The 19131-nt window shown below is 59.0% G+C and carries 17 protein-coding genes and 4 tRNA genes; 16 read left to right on the top strand and 5 right to left on the bottom strand.

The genetic code is table 11. The features are described from left to right. Window positions 1-3 precede the first annotated feature (3 nt). From ileS to ispH, 4 genes are all read left to right on the top strand, one after another. Window positions 4-2835 (top strand): isoleucine--tRNA ligase, encoded by a 2832-nt coding sequence (ileS, locus tag QF039_RS24880; protein WP_008432838.1) that lies wholly within the window; start codon window positions 4-6, stop codon window positions 2833-2835. Further along, on the top strand, window positions 2828-3337 hold the full coding sequence (gene lspA, locus QF039_RS24875; RefSeq protein WP_003215877.1) for a signal peptidase II: 510 nt from the start codon (window positions 2828-2830) through the stop codon (window positions 3335-3337). The genes ileS and lspA overlap by 8 nt, the downstream gene beginning before the upstream one ends. Before the next feature lie 7 nt (window positions 3338-3344). Beyond that, window positions 3345-3782: an FKBP-type peptidyl-prolyl cis-trans isomerase gene (gene fkpB / locus QF039_RS24870; RefSeq protein WP_003215879.1), complete on the top strand. Its 438-nt coding sequence runs from the start codon at window positions 3345-3347 to the stop codon at window positions 3780-3782. A gap of 116 nt (window positions 3783-3898) precedes the next feature. Continuing rightward, complete coding sequence (gene ispH, locus QF039_RS24865) at window positions 3899-4846, top strand: 4-hydroxy-3-methylbut-2-enyl diphosphate reductase (RefSeq protein WP_003215881.1); 948 nt, start codon at window positions 3899-3901, stop codon at window positions 4844-4846. Here ispH and QF039_RS24860 read toward each other — a convergent pair. Next, window positions 4800-5381, bottom strand: a complete 582-nt coding sequence (locus tag QF039_RS24860; protein ID WP_008432843.1) for a GspH/FimT family pseudopilin — start codon at window positions 5379-5381, stop codon at window positions 4800-4802. The two genes, ispH and QF039_RS24860, sit on opposite strands and share 47 nt — an antisense overlap. Before the next feature lie 218 nt (window positions 5382-5599). Between QF039_RS24860 and pilV the strand changes: the two genes are divergently transcribed. The 5 genes from pilV to thiO all read left to right on the top strand — a co-directional run bounded on the left by pilV (window position 5600) and on the right by thiO (window position 8901). Beyond that, entirely contained in the window at window positions 5600-6076 is a 477-nt protein-coding gene (gene pilV, locus QF039_RS24855; protein WP_003215885.1) for a type IV pilus modification protein PilV, read from the top strand. Next, complete coding sequence (locus tag QF039_RS24850) at window positions 6073-6780, top strand: PilW family protein (protein ID WP_307521197.1); 708 nt, start codon at window positions 6073-6075, stop codon at window positions 6778-6780. Before pilV ends, QF039_RS24850 begins: the two co-directional genes overlap by 4 nt. A 7-nt stretch (window positions 6781-6787) precedes the next feature. Next, entirely contained in the window at window positions 6788-7315 is a 528-nt protein-coding gene (locus tag QF039_RS24845) for a PilX N-terminal domain-containing pilus assembly protein (RefSeq protein ID WP_307521194.1), read from the top strand. A gap of 12 nt (window positions 7316-7327) precedes the next feature. Continuing rightward, entirely contained in the window at window positions 7328-7729 is a 402-nt protein-coding gene (locus tag QF039_RS24840; protein ID WP_003215892.1) for a type IV pilin protein, read from the top strand. Between the two features lie 62 nt (window positions 7730-7791). After that, window positions 7792-8901, top strand: a complete 1110-nt coding sequence (gene thiO / locus QF039_RS24835) for a glycine oxidase ThiO (RefSeq protein ID WP_003215894.1) — start codon at window positions 7792-7794, stop codon at window positions 8899-8901. Here thiO and QF039_RS24830 read toward each other — a convergent pair. After that, a complete protein-coding gene (locus tag QF039_RS24830) occupies window positions 8888-9121 on the bottom strand; it encodes a PP0621 family protein (RefSeq protein WP_026078011.1) in 234 nt (77 codons plus the stop codon). The two genes, thiO and QF039_RS24830, sit on opposite strands and share 14 nt — an antisense overlap. Before the next feature lie 126 nt (window positions 9122-9247). Then, entirely contained in the window at window positions 9248-10273 is a 1026-nt protein-coding gene (locus QF039_RS24825) for an outer membrane protein assembly factor BamD (RefSeq protein WP_003215898.1), read from the bottom strand. Between the two features lie 149 nt (window positions 10274-10422). Between QF039_RS24825 and rluD the strand changes: the two genes are divergently transcribed. The 7 genes from rluD (at window position 10423) to QF039_RS24790 (ending at window position 15632) form a co-directional block, all read left to right on the top strand. After that, complete coding sequence (gene rluD, locus QF039_RS24820) at window positions 10423-11385, top strand: 23S rRNA pseudouridine(1911/1915/1917) synthase RluD (RefSeq protein ID WP_003215899.1); 963 nt, start codon at window positions 10423-10425, stop codon at window positions 11383-11385. Further along, window positions 11382-12107: a peptidoglycan editing factor PgeF gene (gene pgeF / locus QF039_RS24815; protein ID WP_307521190.1), complete on the top strand. Its 726-nt coding sequence runs from the start codon at window positions 11382-11384 to the stop codon at window positions 12105-12107. Before rluD ends, pgeF begins: the two co-directional genes overlap by 4 nt. 151 nt (window positions 12108-12258) lie before the next feature. Next, window positions 12259-14823, top strand: coding sequence for an ATP-dependent chaperone ClpB (gene clpB / locus QF039_RS24810; protein WP_003215904.1), 2565 nt, complete (start codon window positions 12259-12261; stop codon window positions 14821-14823). Window positions 14824-15123: 300 nt separating this feature from the next. Beyond that, a tRNA-Asn gene (locus QF039_RS24805) sits at window positions 15124-15199 on the top strand. Window positions 15200-15209: 10 nt separating this feature from the next. After that, window positions 15210-15286: transfer RNA gene (locus QF039_RS24800), tRNA-Pro, on the top strand. 5 nt (window positions 15287-15291) lie between these two features. Continuing rightward, window positions 15292-15367: transfer RNA gene (locus QF039_RS24795), tRNA-Lys, on the top strand. Window positions 15368-15555: 188 nt separating this feature from the next. Then, window positions 15556-15632: transfer RNA gene (locus QF039_RS24790), tRNA-Pro, on the top strand. 169 nt (window positions 15633-15801) lie between these two features. Here QF039_RS24790 and xerC read toward each other — a convergent pair. Together xerC and mobH are read right to left on the bottom strand one after the other, a co-directional pair. Then, entirely contained in the window at window positions 15802-17121 is a 1320-nt protein-coding gene (gene xerC / locus QF039_RS24785) for a tyrosine recombinase XerC (RefSeq protein ID WP_008432853.1), read from the bottom strand. Beyond that, window positions 17118-19004, bottom strand: coding sequence for a MobH family relaxase (gene mobH / locus QF039_RS24780; protein WP_008432854.1), 1887 nt, complete (start codon window positions 19002-19004; stop codon window positions 17118-17120). The genes xerC and mobH overlap by 4 nt, the downstream gene beginning before the upstream one ends. Between the last annotated feature and the right edge of the window lie 127 nt (window positions 19005-19131).

Below are 19131 nucleotides of genomic sequence, written 5' to 3'. Positions count from 1 at the left end.
TAAATGACCGACTATAAAGCCACGCTAAACCTTCCGGACACCGCCTTCCCAATGAAGGCCGGCCTGCCACAGCGCGAACCGCAGATCCTGCAGCGCTGGGACAGTATTGGCCTGTACGGAAAGTTGCGCGAGATTGGCAAGGATCGTCCGAAATTCGTCCTGCACGACGGCCCTCCTTATGCCAACGGCACGATTCACATCGGTCATGCGCTGAACAAGATTCTCAAGGACATGATCATCCGCTCGAAAACCCTTTCGGGTTTCGACGCGCCTTATGTCCCGGGCTGGGACTGCCACGGCCTGCCGATTGAACACAAGGTCGAAGTGACCTACGGCAAGAACCTGGGCGCGGATAAAACCCGCGAACTGTGCCGTGCCTACGCCACCGAGCAGATCGAAGGGCAGAAGTCCGAATTCATCCGCCTGGGGGTGTTGGGCGACTGGGCCAACCCGTACAAGACCATGAACTTCAAGAACGAGGCCGGTGAAATCCGCGCCTTGGCCGAAATCGTCAAGGGCGGTTTCGTGTTCAAGGGCCTCAAGCCCGTGAACTGGTGCTTCGATTGCGGCTCGGCCCTGGCTGAAGCCGAAGTCGAGTACGAAGACAAGAAGTCCTCGACCATCGACGTGGCCTTCCCGATCGCCGACGAAGCCAAACTGGCGCAAGCCTTCGGTCTGGCGAGCCTGGCCAAGCCAGCCTCCATCGTGATCTGGACCACCACCCCGTGGACCATCCCGGCCAACCAGGCGCTGAACGTGCACCCGGAATTCACCTACGCCCTGGTGGACGTCGGTGACAAACTGCTGGTGCTAGCTGAAGAGCTGGTGGAGGCGTGCCTGGCCCGCTACAACCTGCAAGGCTCGGTGATCGCGACCACTACCGGGTCCGCGCTGGAACTGATCAACTTCCGTCACCCGTTCTACGACCGCCTGTCGCCAATCTACCTGGCCGAGTACGTTGAGCTGGGCGCCGGCACCGGCGTGGTTCACTGCTCGCCTGCCTATGGCGTTGACGACTTCGTGATCTGCAAGCAGTACGGCCTGGTCAACGACGACATCATCAATCCCGTGCAAAGCAACGGCGTGTACGTGCCGTCCCTGGAATTCTTCGGTGGCCAGTTCATCTTCAAGGCCAACCCGGCGATCGTCGACAAGCTGGCGGAAGTCGGTGCGCTGCTGCACACCGAAACCATCACCCACAGCTACATGCACTGCTGGCGTCACAAGACCCCGCTGATCTACCGCGCCACTGCGCAGTGGTTTATCGGCATGGACAAAGAGCCGACCAGCGGCGAAACCCTGCGCAAGCGTGCGATCAAGGCGATCGAAGACACCAAGTTCGTTCCGGCCTGGGGCCAGGCGCGCCTGCACTCGATGATCGCCAACCGTCCGGACTGGTGCATCTCCCGCCAGCGCAACTGGGGCGTGCCGATTCCGTTCTTCCTGAACAAGGAAAGCGGCGAGTTGCACCCACGTACCGTCGAGCTGATGGAAGAGGTTGCCCAGCGCGTTGAACAAGAGGGCATCGAAGCCTGGTTCAAGCTGGACGCCGCCGAGCTGCTGGGCGACGAAGCGCCGCTGTACGACAAGATCAGCGACACCCTCGACGTCTGGTTCGACTCGGGTACCACCCACTGGCACGTACTGCGCGGCTCGCACCCGATGGGCCATGAGACCGGCCCGCGTGCCGACCTGTACCTGGAAGGTTCGGACCAACACCGTGGCTGGTTCCACTCCTCGTTGCTGACCGGTTGCGCGATCGACGATCATGCCCCGTACCGCGAGCTGCTGACCCACGGTTTCACCGTCGACGAGAACGGTCGCAAGATGTCCAAGTCCCTGGGCAACGTGATCGCGCCGCAAAAGGTCAACGACACCCTGGGCGCCGACATCATGCGCCTGTGGGTTGCCTCTACCGATTATTCGGGCGAGATGGCCGTTTCCGAGCAGATCCTGCAGCGCAGCGCCGATGCCTACCGCCGGATCCGTAATACCGCACGCTTCATGCTGTCGAACCTGACCGGTTTCAACCCGGCCACCGACATCCTGCCGGCCGAGGAAATGCTCGCCCTGGACCGTTGGGCCGTGGACCGTACCCTGTTGCTGCAGCGCGAGCTGCAAGAGCACTACGGCGAATACCGCTTCTGGAACGTCTACTCGAAGATCCACAACTTCTGCGTGCAGGAGCTGGGTGGTTTCTACCTCGACATCATCAAGGACCGCCAGTACACCACCGGCGCCAACAGCAAGGCCCGCCGTTCGGCGCAGACCGCGCTGTACCACATCTCTGAAGCGCTGGTGCGCTGGATCGCCCCGATCCTGGCATTCACCGCCGACGAACTGTGGGAATACCTGCCGGGCGAGCGGAACGAGTCCGTGATGCTCAACACCTGGTACGAAGGCCTGACCGAATTGCCGGCCGACTTCGAGCTGGGCCGCGAGTACTGGGAAGGCGTAATGGCCGTCAAGGTTGCCGTGAACAAGGAGCTGGAAGTGCAGCGCGCGGCGAAGGCCGTTGGCGGCAACCTGCAGGCCGAAGTTACGCTGTTTGCCGAAGAAGGCCTGACCGCTGACCTGGCCAAGCTGAGCAACGAACTGCGCTTCGTCCTGATCACCTCGACCGCCAGCCTGGCGCCGTTTGCCCAGGCGCCTGCAGATGCCGTCGCGACCGAAGTCCCGGGTCTCAAGCTCAAGGTGGTCAAGTCCTCCTTCGCCAAGTGCGCCCGTTGCTGGCACTGCCGTGAAGATGTCGGCGTGAACCCCGAGCATCCGGAAATCTGCGGTCGCTGTGTCGACAACATCTCTGGCGCTGGCGAGGTTCGTCACTATGCCTGAAGCCAGTCGTTTTGGACGCCTGGGCTTGCTCGTGTTGAGCGTGCTGGTGCTGGTCATTGACCAGCTCAGCAAGGCTCACTTCGAAGGCGCCCTGGAGATGTACCAGCAGATCGTGGTGATTCCCGACTACTTCAGCTGGACCCTGGCCTACAACACCGGCGCTGCGTTCAGCTTCCTGGCCGACAGCTCCGGCTGGCAGCGCTGGCTGTTTGCCCTGATCGCCGTGGTGGTCAGTGCCGTGCTGGTAGTCTGGCTCAAGCGCCTGGGGCGTAACGACACCTGGCTGGCCGTTGCGTTGGCGCTGGTGCTGGGTGGCGCATTGGGCAACCTCTACGACCGCATTGCCCTGGGCCATGTGATCGACTTTATTCTGGTGCATTGGCAGAACCGCTGGTACTTCCCGGCGTTCAACTTTGCCGACAGCGCCATCACCGTCGGTGCAATCATGCTGGCGCTGGATATGTTCAAAAGCAAGAAAACCGGAGAGACCGTTCATGACTGAACAGGTATTGGCTGAGCAACGCATTGGCCAGAACACGGAAGTCACCTTGCATTTCGCATTGCGCCTGGAGAATGGCGACACGGTCGACAGCACGTTCGACAAGGCCCCGGCGACCTTCAAGGTCGGCGACGGCAACCTGCTGCCGGGTTTCGAAGCGGCACTGTTCGGTTTCAAGGCCGGCGACAAGCGCAACCTGCAGATCCTGCCGGAAAACGCCTTTGGCCAGCCCAACCCGCAAAACGTGCAGATCATCCCGCGTTCGCAGTTCCAGGACATGGAGCTGTCGGAAGGCTTGCTGGTGATCTTCAACGATGCGGCGAATACCGAGCTGCCGGGTGTGGTGAAAGCCTTTGATGACGCGCAAGTGACCATCGACTTCAACCACCCGTTGGCCGGGAAAACCTTGACCTTTGATGTTGAAATCATCGACGTTAAAGCGCTGTAACTAACGAAATCGGCCTACTGCAGGGGCGAGCTTGTTGGGGCTGCTTCGCAGCCCAGCGGGAGCAAGCGCCCTCGCCACACAAGCTCGACCCTACAGGGCAAGACACGAGGCACAGCATGCAAATCAAACTCGCCAACCCCCGTGGCTTCTGCGCCGGCGTGGACCGGGCGATTGAAATCGTCAACCGCGCCCTGGAAGTTTTCGGGCCGCCGATTTACGTGCGCCATGAAGTCGTCCACAACAAGTTTGTGGTCGAAGACCTGCGCAGCCGCGGGGCCATCTTCGTTGAAGAACTGGACCAGGTGCCGGACGACGTTATCGTCATCTTCAGCGCTCACGGCGTTTCCCAGGCGGTACGCACCGAAGCAGCAGGCCGTGGCCTGAAAGTGTTCGACGCGACCTGCCCGCTGGTGACCAAGGTGCACATCGAGGTCGCGCGCTACAGCCGTGATGGTCGTGAATGCATCCTGATCGGCCACGCCGGTCACCCGGAAGTCGAAGGCACCATGGGCCAGTACGATGGCAGCAATGGTGGGGCGATCTACCTGGTGGAAGACGAAAAAGACGTCGCTGCATTGCAGGTGCACAACCCTGAAAAGCTGGCTTTCGTTACCCAGACCACCTTGTCCATGGACGACACCAGCCGCGTCATCGATGCCTTGCGCTCGCGCTTCCCGGCCATCGGCGGTCCACGCAAGGATGACATCTGCTACGCCACCCAGAACCGCCAGGATGCGGTCAAGCAATTGGCCGACGAATGCGATGTTGTGCTGGTGGTGGGGAGCCCCAACAGCTCCAACTCCAACCGCCTGCGCGAACTGGCCGAGCGCATGGCCACCCCGGCCTACCTGATCGATGGTGCCGAAGACATGCAGCGCAGCTGGTTCGACGGTGTCGAACGCATTGGCATCACTGCCGGAGCCTCGGCCCCGGAAGTCCTGGTGCGTGGCGTTATTCAGCAACTGCAGGCCTGGGGCGCCACGGGCGCTGATGAACTGGCTGGCCGTGAAGAGAACATCACTTTCTCCATGCCCAAGGAGCTGCGGGTTCGTTCGCTGCTCTGAGGCCCAGAGTGCCGGCATAGCCCCGGCACAAAGCCTGCTCGGTCTTGTTGCTGCGCAGGCTGATACGCCCGCTGGCGGCCAGCACTATTTGATACAGGCTCAGTTGCTGGTCCGTCGCACACACGTGGACGGTGCCGGCGCTGAATGCCCCTGCTGACAGCAGCGGTTCACCCAGGCTGCTGAAGCGTATCTGGGTTCTCACCGGCGTATTCCCCACAATCGGTATCTGCCCACTGTCCTGGCGCTCCAGCAGCACCGGGTTTTTGTCGTCCAGATGGCCGCGACCGTTCAGGTCCAGTATCACCCTCCAACCCCGGCTCCAGTCATCGTCCAATGCATGGATAACCACCGTGCGATTGCGTGCGATGGCTTCTGTGCGGGCATAACGCAGTCCGCCGGCAAGGGATTCGGCGGCGCTCTGGCGTCGTTGCGACTCGAGCAGCCCCTTGAGGCTCGGCACTGCCAGATTGGCCAGGATGCCGCTCAGGAACAGGCCGAGTATCAGTTCAATCAGCGAGAAACCTCGTTGTTTCATGGGCCGTCCCTCCGTGGACGCGGTGTGCTTTTTCAGTCGGTGCCGGATGGCAGACATAGTTATAGCGCCCAGTCCGGCGGGTCGAATGGTGGCCATTCTGTCCAAAGTATTTCGCTTTGTTCCGGGGGGCAGCGCTCAGGCAATACCGGCGCTAGTCTTGCGTCGCACAGCAGGATTGCGCTGCTTTCTGATGACCTTCGACATGGATGGCGATGGTAATGAACGCTTTTCCCGTAACGCCCCACCCGCAACCGACCCAGGCCGGAATGACCCTGATCGAGGTCCTGGTATCTGTGCTGATCCTCGCTGTCGGCCTGCTGGGGGCGGCAGTCATTCAGCTCAATGCATTGAAATACACCGACAGTTCCAGGATGACCAGTCAGGCCAGTTTCATTGCCTACGACATGCTCGACCGGATCCGCGCCAATTCGGGTGCTGATTACTCCTGGGGCCAGGGTGAACGCGCGCCCTCCAGCACTTCGGTCGCGAGTGTGCGTGATCTGGACCTGCACGACTTTGAAGCGAATATCGTCGGGTTCGCCGGGGAAAGCGCCAAGGGGTCGGTTGCGGTCAATCAGCGAGAAGTGACCATCAGCATCAGTTGGGACGACTCCCGTGGAGCGAAGGCTCAAGGCACCCGGGAAACATTCACCCTGACCAGCCGGGTTGCAGTCGACCCGAGGGTGTTGCCATGAGAGGTCCAGTGTGCGGTTTCAGCCTGGTGGAGATGCTGCTGGCATTGGCCCTCGGCCTGATGTTGATCCTGGGGGTGACCCAGATTGCACTCAGCTCCCGAACCACTTATGCCAGCCAGAGTGCGGCTTCGCTGTTGCAGGATGATGCACGGTTCGCCCTTGGCAAGCTGATTCAGGAAATACGCCAGGCGGGCATGTTTGGCTGCTTGTCCGCTGCATCAATCAGCAACGCTCCCGCAGGTTTTGATCGTCCCATTGGATGGAGTACCACCGGCAGTTCCCGGTCCCTGACGCTGGTGACCGCCGACGTCGGGGAGGGTGGCAGCAAGCCGGACTGGACGGTGCTTTCCGATTGCACCGGCTCTGCCCACGCCTATGTTGGAAGCCCGCCGGCAGCGACGCCCGGGCAAATCTACTTCCCACTGCGCAAGCTGACCTACACCTTTGAGGGCGGGCAGCTGAAGTTCAGCACGCTGGCGGCCCCGAGCAAAGCGGTGCTGGTGGATAACGTGGGGGCATTCGATATCAGTTTCGGCGTGGCCGAGAAGCCAGGCTCAACGGTTGTCAGCCGATATGACCCCAACCCCGGCGATGAGTCGCTCATCCGCAGCGTGCGGATTCTGCTGACACTTCAGGATCCAAATGGGTTGGTGAAAGACCAGGCCTACAGCGTGGTCGCGGCACTACGTAATCGCCTGGAGTAGCGTGCCCATGGGTTATTACCTCTCCCGTTCGAGGCAGGCAGGCATGGTTTTGCTGATCAGCCTGGTATTCCTGCTGCTGTTGGCACTCCTCGGAGTGTCTTCGATGCAGGGAGCAATCTCGCAAGAAAAAATTACCGGCAGCCTTCGGCAGCGCAACCAGTCGTTTCAGCAGGCCGAAAGCGGCCTCAGGCTTGGCGAGTCTTTGGTGCAGGCGTCAGGTTTCGCCCTGCGCCCTTGCCACTCGACGGCTGCGTGCGCGCCACCTGCCGAATCGGTTTCGGTAGTGGGGCCGGGGACGAATCCCGTATCGACTGTGACCTGGATAGGGATGAAAGATGGCGTCTACGGTATTCAAAAACTGGGGCCGGGAACGGGTTTGGCTCAGCTCCCGGCAGAGGCCCAGGCCACGGTCTATCGCGTGACATCAGTGGGCGTCAGTGGGCACTCGCGTTCGGTCCTGGAGTCTGTGTATGCCCGTGTGGGCAGCGGGCCCGGCGAGCGTTTTCGACGAATCATGTGGCGACAACTTCAATAGGTGAGCAGCACGATGGGCAAGGATTGCACAGGCTTCACCCTGATCGAATTACTGATCGCCGTGGCGATCGTCGGACTCCTGGCGGGCGTCGCCTATCCCGGGTATCTCAGCCATATGAAAAAGGTCTATCGCGCGGAAATTGCCGGGTTGCTGAGTGAGCAGGCACAGTACCTTGAGCGTTATTACGCGAGGAACGGCACTTTTATTGATGCGACTGGCGTCATCGCCGGCAATGATCGCTATAGAATCACCCCTGCATTGAACCCTCAGGATTTCGTTCTGCTTGCCACGCCGGCAATTGACTCGGTGATGGCGGGCGATCCCTGTGCCGCCTTCAGCCTGAGCAGTACCGGTGCGCGAAGCAATCCGGGAGCCGCGCCTGATATGACGCGCAAGGCGTGCTGGGGGCAATGATGAGGAAGCTGGACGATTGGGCGCCGGGCGTGCCTTTTTCTTTTTATCGGCTGGATCGAACAATGGCTAAGCAACAGCAAGTAGTGGTTGTGGGTGGTGGGGTAATCGGGTTGTTGACGGCGTTCAACCTGGCGACCCAAGGGCAAGCGGTTGTGCTGCTGGATCGTTCGGCGGTCGGTCAGGAGTCTTCCTGGGCCGGCGGCGGCATTGTCTCCCCGCTCTACCCGTGGCGCTACAGCCCGGCCGTGACGGCCCTGGCGCACTGGTCCCAGGATTTTTACCCGCAACTGGCAGAGCGTCTGTTCGCGGCTACTGGCATTGACCCGGAAGTTCACACCACCGGCCTGTATTGGCTGGACCTGGATGATGAAACCGAGGCGCTTGCCTGGGCAGCCCGCGAAGGGCGCCCGCTGAGCAAGGTGGATGTTTCAGCTGCCCATGACGCTGTGCCGGTGCTGGGTGCCGGGTTTTCCCAGGCGATCTATATGGCGGATGTGGCCAATGTGCGTAATCCGCGGTTGGTCAAATCCCTCAAGGCGGCCTTGTTGGCCCTGCCGGGCGTGACGATTCACGAGCAGTGTGCGGTTGATGGGTTTATTCAGCAGGGCGGCAAGGTTGTTGGGGTGAATACGGCGCTCGGGCCGATCCATGGCGATCAGGTAGTGCTGGCCGCCGGCGCCTGGAGCGGTGAGTTGCTGGGCCGCCTGGGGCTTGAGTTGCCCGTGGAGCCGGTCAAGGGGCAGATGATCTTGTACAAGTGTGCGTCGGACTTCTTGTCGTGCATGGTCCTGGCCAAGGGGCGTTATGCGATTCCCCGGCGGGATGGGCACATTCTGATTGGTAGCACGCTGGAGCACGAGGGGTTCGACAAGACGCCCACCGACTCTGCACTGGAAAGCCTGAAAGCCTCTGCCGTCGAGTTGATTCCGGCCCTGGCCGATGCCGAAGTGGTGGGGCATTGGGCCGGTTTGCGGCCCGGCTCGCCGGAGGGCATTCCGTATATTGGCAAGGTGCCAGGTTTCGACGGGCTGTGGCTTAACTGCGGGCATTACCGCAACGGCCTGGTGCTGGCGCCGGCGTCCTGCCAACTGTTTGCCGATTTGTTGCTGGGACATGAGCCGATCATTGATCCGGCCCCGTATGCGCCGGCAGGCCGAATCAACGCTGGATAGATTTCGGCCCTTGCTCCAGATGCGCCTGGGTGCAATACCATTCCTGGCGCAGGCTCAAGGCTCGATCCTGTGGCAGGTGAAGGCCACAGTGGGCGCAACGAACCATCTGGATCGGGCCCTGTTCGCTGGGCCGCTGCTGTTTGGCGGCCGGACTTTTGAATTTGCGCCAAAACCATACCGCGGCAGCAATAACGGCGATCCAGAACAGTAGACGAACCATGGTGGGCAGCTTCTCGACAAGGAATCCCGCAGTTTAGCCAAGGACGTGATGGGCGCACAGCGCAATTATGCAGCGCAATAAAAAAGGGAGCTCCGAAGAGCTCCCTTTTTGCATCGCGGCGAACAATCAGTCAAAGATACCGAAAGTCATGTAGCTGAACCACGAGCGATCTTCGTTATTGCCCAGGGCTTGAGGCCCTTGCTCTTCGATGATGTCGCCGTTTTCGTCACGCGGCTTGAGGTCCGATGGAATCGAATCCTTGGCGTCCTGGTATTGCTTGATGATGTCCTGGTTGGCGCGGGTTTCGCCCGGCGGCAGCGGTGGACGGGACTCGATCAGGCCCAGGGTGTACTTGCTCAACCACGAGCGGTTGTCGGCTTCGGCAACCTGCGGTACGAACTGGCCGTCCTTCAGGCTTGGGTGGTCCGGGTAGTTGAGCTTCAGGGTTTCCAGGCTGGTGGCCGCCAGGGCGTCCAGGTGCAGGCGCTGGTAAGCCTCGGTCATCACGGCCAGGCCGTCACCCACCGATGGGGTTTCCTGGAAGTTTTCCACTACGTAACGGCCACGGTTCGCGGCAGCAACGTACGCCTGACGGGTCAGGTAGTAGTGGGCTACGTGGATTTCGTAGGAAGCCAGCAGGTTGCGCAGGTAGATCATGCGCTGCTTGGCGTCCGGCGCGTAGCGGCTGTTGGGGTAGCGGCTGGTGAGCTGGGCGAACTCGTTGTAGGAGTCGCGGGCAGCGCCCGGGTCACGCTTGGTCATGTCCAGCGGCAGGAAGCGCGCCAGCAGGCCAACGTCCTGGTCAAACGAGGTCAGGCCCTTGAGGTAGTAGGCGTAGTCCACGTTCGGGTGCTGAGGGTGCAGGCGGATAAAACGCTCGGCGGCGGACTTGGCAGCTTCCGGCTCGGCGTTCTTGTAGTTGGCGTAGATCAGCTCGAGCTGGGCCTGGTCGGCGTAGCGCCCGAACGGATACCGCGACTCCAGTGCCTTGAGCTTGGTCGTGGCGCTGGTGTAGCTGTGGTTGTTCAGGTCGGTCTGAGCTTGTTGGTACAGCTCGACCTCGCTCAGGTTTTCGTCGACGACTTCCTTTGTTGACGAGCAAGCAGCAGTCATGGCGAGGATGGCGATCAGCAGCAGGTGTTTCACTTGCATGGCGGCTTGCGTCCCTATGACGGCCGCTGTCTTGGGCGGGGCCGTCCTGTTATGATGAGCGCCCCTTGGAAAGCCTCGGGGCAAAAGACGCCGTATTTAACCACAAGCGCGCAGCCGAAACCAAAGGCTGTGCCACGCCTAGTCTGAGCATGTCCGATAAAATTGAACTTCGCGCAGAGGTGCCGTCCGAATTGGGCGGCCAACGCCTCGATCAAGTCGCCGCACAATTATTCGCTGAGCACTCGCGCTCGCGCCTTTCCGCCTGGATCAAAGACGGCCGCCTGACTGTGGATGGAGCGGTTATCCGCCCGCGAGACATAGTCCATGGTGGTGCGATTCTTGAGCTGACTGCCGAGCAGGAAGCCCAGGGAGAATGGATCGCCCAGGACATTGAACTGGACATCGTCTACGAAGACGACGACATCCTGGTGATCAACAAACCTGCCGGCCTGGTGGTTCACCCGGCCGCCGGGCACGCTGATGGCACGCTGCTCAATGCCTTGTTGCACCACGTGCCGGACATCATCAATGTCCCGCGCTGCGGCATCGTGCACCGCCTGGACAAGGACACCACCGGCCTCATGGTGGTGGCCAAGACCATTCAGGCGCAGACGCAGCTGGTCACACAACTGCAGAGCCGCAGCGTCAGCCGGATCTACGAATGCATCGTGATCGGCGTGGTAACCGCCGGTGGCAAAATCAATGCCCCGATCGGCCGCCACGGCCAGCAGCGCCAGCGTATGGCGGTGATGGAAGGCGGCAAGCAAGCCGTCAGCCACTACCGCGTGCTTGAGCGTTTCCGCTCCCACACTCACGTGCGGGTAAAGCTGGAAACCGGTCGTACCCACCAGATTCGGGTGCACATGGCGCACATCAACTTCCCGTTGGTCGGAGATCCGGCCTACGGTGGCCGCTTCCGCATTCCGCCGGCGGCCAGTGCAACCATGGTTGATTCGCTGAAAACCTTCCCGCGCCAGGCGCTGCATGCACGCTTCCTGGAGCTGGATCATCCGACGAGCGGTAAACGGATGAGCTGGGAATCGCCACTCCCAGACGATTTTGTCTGGTTGTTGTCGCTGCTCAAGCAGGATCGCGAGGCGTTTATCGGATGAGTGACTGGCTGATTCCTGACTGGCCCGCGCCGGCCGGGGTGAAAGCCTGTGTTACCACCCGTGCGGGCGGCGTCAGCGTGGCGCCGTTCGACAAGCTAAATCTCGGCGATCATGTCGAGGACAGCCTCGAAGCCGTGCTCGAAAATCGCCGTCGTCTCCGCGCTGCCTTCAATATCCAGCCCGCCTGGTTGCGCCAGGTCCACGGTGTGGTTGTCGTCGAGGCGGATCCCGGCCGGACTGCCGAAGCCGATGGCAGTTGGACCAGCACCCCGGGCATCGCCTGCACTTCGATGACGGCTGATTGCCTGCCTGCCTTGTTTTGCAATCGCGCCGGTACCCGCGTCGCGGCAGCCCATGCCGGCTGGCGTGGCCTGGCCGCTGGCGTATTGGAAGCGACCGTTGAAAGCCTGGATGCCGAGCCTGCCGACGTACTGGTGTGGCTGGGGCCGGCCATCGGTCCGCAAGCCTTTGAAGTCGGCCCGGAAGTGCGTGAAGCCTTTATGCAGCAACTTCCGGAAACGATTGAGGCGTTCGTGCCCAGTCAGAACCCGGGCAAGTTCATGGCCGACATTTATCAGCTGGCCCGCCTGCGGCTTGCCGCCCGCGGCGTCACTGCCGTGTACGGTGGTGGCTTGTGCACCGTGACGGATCCCCGCTTCTATTCCTACCGTCGCAGCCCGCGCACCGGTCGGTTCGCCTCCCTTGTCTGGCTTGAACGCTAGACTCCTTTGACTTGGGTCAATCCTGACGCAAGTCAGCGGTCGCCCGCTTGAATCTTCCAGAATCCACCCCATCTATAAGGGTATCTGGCAGGTTTCTTCATTCAGGATGTGTTTGTTCATAGCTCCGGCCTGCTCAAAAGGAAGGTGACTAATGCGTATTGATCGTTTAACCAGCAAATTGCAGTTGGCTTTATCTGACGCCCAATCTCTGGCGGTTGGCCTGGATCATCCGGCCATCGAGCCTGCGCACTTGATGCAAGCGCTCCTGGAGCAGCAAGGCGGTTCCATCAAACCCTTGCTGATGCAGGTGGGCTTCGACGTCAACAGCCTGCGCAAGGAGTTGAGCAAAGAGCTCGACCAACTGCCGAAAATCCAAAACCCGACTGGCGACGTGAACATGTCCCAGGATCTGGCGCGTCTGCTTAACCAGGCGGATCGACTGGCGCAGCAAAAGGGTGACCAGTTCATCTCCAGTGAAGTGGTGCTGCTCGCCGCGATGGACGACAACAGCAAACTCGGCAAATTGTTGCTGGGCCAGGGCGTGAGCAAAAAAGCCCTGGAAAACGCCATCAACAACCTGCGCGGCGGCGAGGCGGTAAATGACCCTAACCACGAGGAGTCCCGCCAGGCCCTGGACAAATACACCGTCGACCTGACCAAGCGCGCCGAAGAAGGCAAGCTTGACCCGGTGATCGGCCGTGACGACGAAATTCGTCGCACCATCCAGGTCCTGCAGCGTCGCACCAAGAACAACCCGGTGCTGATCGGCGAACCTGGCGTGGGTAAAACCGCGATTGCCGAAGGCCTGGCCCAGCGCATCATCAATGGTGAAGTGCCGGACGGCCTTAAAGGCAAGCGCCTGCTGTCCCTGGACATGGGGTCGCTGATTGCCGGCGCCAAGTTCCGTGGCGAGTTCGAAGAGCGCCTCAAATCCCTGCTGAACGAACTGTCGAAGCAGGAAGGGCAGATCATTCTGTTTATCGACGAACTGCACACCATGGTCGGCGCCGGTAAAGGCGAAGGCTCGATGGACGCGGGCAACATGCTCAAGCCGGCACTGGCGCGGGGCGAGTTGCATTGCGTGGGTGCGACCACGCTGAACGAATACCGTCAGTACATCGAGAAGGACGCGGCCCTTGAGCGTCGCTTCCAGAAAGTATTGGTGGAAGAACCGAGCGAAGAAGACACCATCGCGATCCTGCGTGGCTTGAAAGAGCGGTATGAGGTCCACCATAAAGTCGCGATTACCGACGGTGCGATCATCGCGGCGGCGAAACTGAGCCATCGCTACATCACTGATCGGCAGTTGCCGGACAAGGCCATCGACTTGATCGATGAAGCGGCCAGCCGCATTCGGATGGAGATCGATTCGAAGCCCGAAGTGCTGGACCGTCTGGATCGGCGCCTGATTCAGCTGAAAGTTGAATCCCAGGCCCTGAAGAAAGAAGAAGACGAGCCGGCGAAGAAACGCCTGGAAAAACTTCAGGAAGAAATTGTTCGCCTGGAACGCGAGTATTCGGACCTCGAAGAAATCTGGACCTCGGAAAAAGCCGAAGTGCAGGGTTCTGCGCAGATCCAGCAAAAGATCGAGCAGTCCCGTCAGGAACTGGAAGCAGCCCGCCGTAAAGGCGACCTGAACCGCATGGCCGAGTTGCAGTACGGGGTGATCCCGGACCTGGAGCGTAGCCTGCAGATGGTCGACCAGCACGGCAAGCCCGAGAACCAGCTGCTGCGCAGTAAGGTGACCGAGGAAGAAATCGCCGAAGTCGTCTCGAAGTGGACCGGTATCCCGGTGTCGAAAATGCTCGAAGGCGAGCGCGACAAGCTGCTGAAGATGGAAAGCCTGTTGCACCAGCGCGTCATCGGCCAGGAAGAGGCGGTGGTCGCGGTGTCCAACGCGGTGCGGCGTTCGCGGGCCGGGTTGTCCGACCCGAACCGTCCGAGCGGCTCGTTCATGTTCCTCGGCCCGACCGGCGTGGGCAAGACCGAGTTGTGCAAGGCCCTGGCCGAATTCCTCTTCGATACCGAAGAGGCGATGGTGCGGATCGATATGTCCGAGTTCATGGAGAAACATTCCGTGGCTCGCCTGATCGGGGCGCCACCAGGCTATGTAGGGTACGAGGAAGGCGGTTACCTGACCGAAGCGGTACGGCGCAAGCCTTACTCGGTGATCCTTCTGGACGAGGTCGAGAAGGCCCACCCGGATGTGTTCAACGTGTTGCTGCAAGTGCTGGAAGATGGCCGCCTGACGGACAGTCACGGGCGCACCGTGGACTTCCGCAATACGGTGATCGTGATGACCTCCAACCTGGGCTCGGTACAGATTCAGGAGCTGGTGGGTGATCGTGAGGCCCAGCGTGCAGCCGTAATGGACGCGCTGACCAGCCACTTCCGGCCGGAGTTCATCAACCGGGTCGATGAAGTGGTGATCTTCGAGCCTCTGGCGCGGGATCAGATCGCGGGCATTACCGAGATCCAGTTGGGCCGCCTGCGCAGCCGTCTGGCGGAGCGCGAGTTGTCACTGGTGCTGAGCCGCGAGGCGTTGGACAAGCTGATCGCGGTTGGTTACGACCCGGTTTATGGCGCACGGCCGTTGAAACGTGCGATCCAGCGCTGGATCGAGAACCCGTTGGCGCAGCTGATCCTGTCGGGCAGCTTTATGCCGGGCACCAGCGTCGAGGCAACGGTGGAGAACGACGAAATCGTCTTCCACTAAGCCCAAGCGGTACTGCTATAAGAAGAGGCCCCGCATTGCGGGGCCTTTTTTTTCGATAGGGCGTTGAACTGTAAGGCAAAGGCTTGTAAAGTGCGCCCCGCAGCAACGTCAGCCCAACGGTTTCTTCTCCCCAAGGAGAAATCAGAAAGAAGCGCAAATCATTGTCTTAAAAGCAATTTAAAGGGTTGACAGGGGTTTTTAAGATTGTAGAATAGCGCGCCTCAGAGACACTAACGTAGCGATACGGAAGCGTCGAAGAGAAGGTAACATGCAACAACGTAACACTTTGAAATATGTAGTTCCGTGATAGCTCAGTCGGTAGAGCAAATGACTGTTAATCATTGGGTCCCAGGTTCGAGTCCTGGTCACGGAGCCAATTTCAAAACCGGGGTATAGCGCAGTCCGGTAGCGCGCCTGCTTTGGGAGCAGGATGTCAGGAGTTCGAATCCCCTTACCCCGACCATATTTGGGTCGTTAGCTCAGTTGGTAGAGCAGTTGGCTTTTAACCAATTGGTCGTAGGTTCGAATCCCACACGACCCACCATTTTTGAGACCAGTTGACGCTGGAATCAAATCTTAGAATCAGAGGTTCTAGCTCTGATAGAGGCGGTTTTACGGTTTTGGAAAGTGTTACAGCACTTAGATATCGCCGTAGACATGCAGCCGTCTGAGGCGAACAGTAGTTTCGGTTCGTCATGATGTCAATGTGCATAGGCTTTGCGATGCGCATTCCGGGGTATAGCGCAGTCCGGTAGCGCGCCTGCTTTGGGAGCAGGATGTCGGGAGTTCGAATCCCCCTACCCCGACCATATTTAATGAAAAAGGCGTCTTTATGACGCCTTTTTTTGTGCCTTGAGCAAAGTCGTACCGTTCGTCTGGAAAAAATCCGGATTTCGACCTGGTTCTTTATTCCGGGCATGCGAAAGCCTCTGGCCAACCAGAATTCCCTATAGCCAGTGCGCTTTGATTATGAGCGTACTAGGGCGATGCTCTGGAAAATGATGAGCTTCGCATTGAATGCTCAGTTGAGGTGCGTTTCCTGAATGTGCCGACACCAAGCCCGCTCGCCATTAGCGTCAATAGTAGACTCTGCTCTACTTGATCTACTGGTGGGTCCATAGAGCATGTCATTGACTCGCGATGCAGTTGCGCAGATGCGAGCTCGAGAGCCTTCTGTAGCGCGCTTCGGCCAGTCGACTTGGTCCGCCGATCAATACTGACCTCTGTGCTGCTAGATTGTTGTGGAGCTGGCAGCTTCTTGGGCTCTGGTTGAGCGGTTTCCTGTGAATGCACACCTATTTTGGCGGGTAAGGGGGCAGAGGGTTTGCCACTTGGATCAACTCGTGTCACTCGGCTCAGAGCGCCCTGAGCCCGACTCCGCTCATGTAGAACAGCACGCATATGGTCGTAGTCCGCCTCTATGTAATTCATCGTTGTCGCTAGATTCGAATGATTCAGCAGGCTTTTCGTGAGATGAATGTTTCGCTCAGGCTGCTTCATCAAGTCTGTTGCTAATGTGTGCCTGAAGCGGTGAGGGGTCATGCGCACGCCGATCTTATCGGTGAGCTTGCCGTACATTGACTCCACCTGGTCGATGTTCATTTCCTTGCCATGGAAGTGACGAGAGAATCTGTTGACGTTGAACAGCTGATCGTCTGGTGAAAAACCGATTTTCTCGGCCTCCCCCAAGATCCTGGATAAGTGTGGAGCGAGTCCTTCCATAATGGGGAGGAAAAACTCCCGATGGGTCTTCTCTGTTTCACCGCGGACCAAGATCATCTGGCTGTCCCAGTCGATATCTTTGTAACGCAGGCACAGCAGGGCATTCAGACGTATGCCTGTGTAATAAAACATCTCGAAGACGCTGAGCCAGAACCAGGCAGGTGTGATCTGGCTACGTTCATGCGTACAACGTTCTTGGCCTACAAGGGATATGAGCCAGTTGCGTGCTCGTTGGATGGCGTCTCCATTGATTGTCTTGCTGGCTCGCTTTGGTGGGATAACGCTGGTTTTCTTGAATGGGTTGATCGTGGTATGGGTCATCAGGCCGTGTTCTATGGCGTAGCCCCAAACAGTTCGAAGGTGATTTGAATAGGTGTTCCAGCTGCGTTTGGATAATCCGTTCTCAAGGACTTTTTTTCGCCATGTCAGAACCGCACGATGATCGATCTCCTCAACTGAGGCCGTTCGGAAATGCTTGAGTAGTGCTTTGGTCGAGGCGCGATAGATCTTTGCACTGGCAGGCCGCAGATCATGGGCAAAGATGTATTCCTCCGTCAGATTCGAGGGCGTCGTCATTGTGGCGGCTCCGTTGCTTCTGACTTCAAGGACAGGCTGATATTGTCGAAAGGGACCTCAGAGAAGATTGTTCGCGGGTCTAGTAGTAAGTACCCCTTGAGCTGCTTGGATTTTCGAGGTCCAACAACGTCACAGGTCCAAATATTCAAACTCTTATGCGTTTTTCGATGAAGTTTCTGTTTCTCGAAACTACGTTGAACCAGCTGCCAGGCGCTGACTTGCTGTACTTTGGCTTGCTGTTCGATATGGGGGAATTCAAGGACGTAGCGTTTGAAAATTCCAGGCGTTACCAGCATAGCGGTCCCTGCTACGGTATGAACCAGCGCTTTGGTATCGTTGATAATGATGGTCCGGGATGCGATGCCTTTCTTAAGCCATTCAACAAATCCCTGACCGATCTCGGTGTTATTGCTAGGCATCGGAGTGACTTCTTCGATTATTGCTAAAGGCGCACCTCCTTGATTGGAGGTTTGGGAAGGCTGGATTTCATCCAGTTTCGGAGGCGCGGTATGTGCCGCTGAGACCGCTTTGTTTTTGGTGTCTTCTGATGGCTCATTGATGTTACCAAGGAGCGCCAGTAGCTCGTCAAATTCATCTGTACTGCTCGAGGAATGCTGAGGTAGTTCGAACGGTGATGGCTGTGCCGGTGCTAAAGGCGCCGGCACAGGGCTGGATTGAATTTCCGAAGGCAACTTTTTGGCCGGTGTGGCGACGGTATTTTCAGCTGCAGAGTCTTCTACCGGGTTGCCAGCTTCTACCTCAAGAGTCCCAGCGTAAGCTGTGGGCCGATCACTTGGATCATTCCAGATCAGTGCCGGTGAGAGCTTCAGCAGGGTGAAGGTGTTTCGCCAGCCACGACCATTGTCTATCGTGGCTTTCCAGATTGCCTTGTCTTGGGCATTGGTTTGGATTACCCCCTGATCTTGCAGCATGTTGAAGAAAGGCGCATTCGTACTGGGTACACCTTCAACGCCTTTGGTCAGCAAATAGGCTCGCAATTGATCAGCAATAGGCTTGCTAACCAGCCAAAGAGCATCCTGTGTCAGCCATCCATCTGACGGTCCATCGGGTTGATTCAGTTTGAATGTATCTCGGACCAGGTGACGCAACCCATCTGCTAATTGACGCTGCAAAGACTGTTTGGGCGCGGACAGCGCGCGGGCTGGATTTCCACCGAGCTCCTGTGCGACGGACGCCTGATCGGCCTTGACCACGATCTCTCCCAAAATGCCGGCATGTTCGTACTGACCAGCCAAAATGAAGATTAACTGCGACCACACTTCGGGGAAATTACTGAGCCAATCTAAGATTTCTGAGGAGAGGATCTGCGCGTAGATCAGTGCGGCAGCGGCTCCGTGAAGTTGGTAGTTGCGTCCTTTCACGTAACGGAATCGATAGGGACGATCGATTGGGCCGTGCCACGGGTGCCAGGTTTTACCTCCTGCCAGCTCGACGTGCACGTCGACGGCGATCTTGCCGAGGTCGTGTATCAGAGCGCCGTAAGCCGCGGCGGCAGTCCAGGCCTCAGCCTGTGCTGATTGAGACTCCGGCGGTGCGCCTATAGGAAGCAGGTAGCTCTGTCGAATTTTCAAGGCATAGGCGACGATTTCAAGCCCGTGATCCAGCATGCCGCCAGGGTGTGCATGATGGTGGTTTTGCGAAGCAGGGAGCTGCTGGACCAACTCCGCGTAGCGCTCAAGTGGACGCCTATAGAGCTCGACAAACTGTGAGCGAGATAACGATGCGCGCTGCCAAATGTTCTCCAGTAGTTTCTGACGGCGCGGCGATGCCAGTAGTGCTTGGCTAGAGGCCGGCTGTATAAAACCGTTAGGGGAGGGGCTTTGGGCGGGTAGCGCTTTATTGCGGCGGAAAATAGAGAACATCGCCTGCTCCGTAAATGATTCATGGGGCAGGCTTTTCTCCTATCAAAGGGGGGGCGAGCAAGGGGAAAGGATCACTGGTTGCCTCGGGTATTTCTTTTGGCGAAGAGCCATCTTTCTATGGTGGTGA

The sequence above is a fragment of the Pseudomonas sp. W2I6 genome (genome assembly GCF_030815935.1).
Classification (GTDB): domain Bacteria; phylum Pseudomonadota; class Gammaproteobacteria; order Pseudomonadales; family Pseudomonadaceae; genus Aquipseudomonas.
Note: the sequence above shows the minus strand (reverse complement) of the source record. Positions and strands in the feature narration are given on the sequence as shown.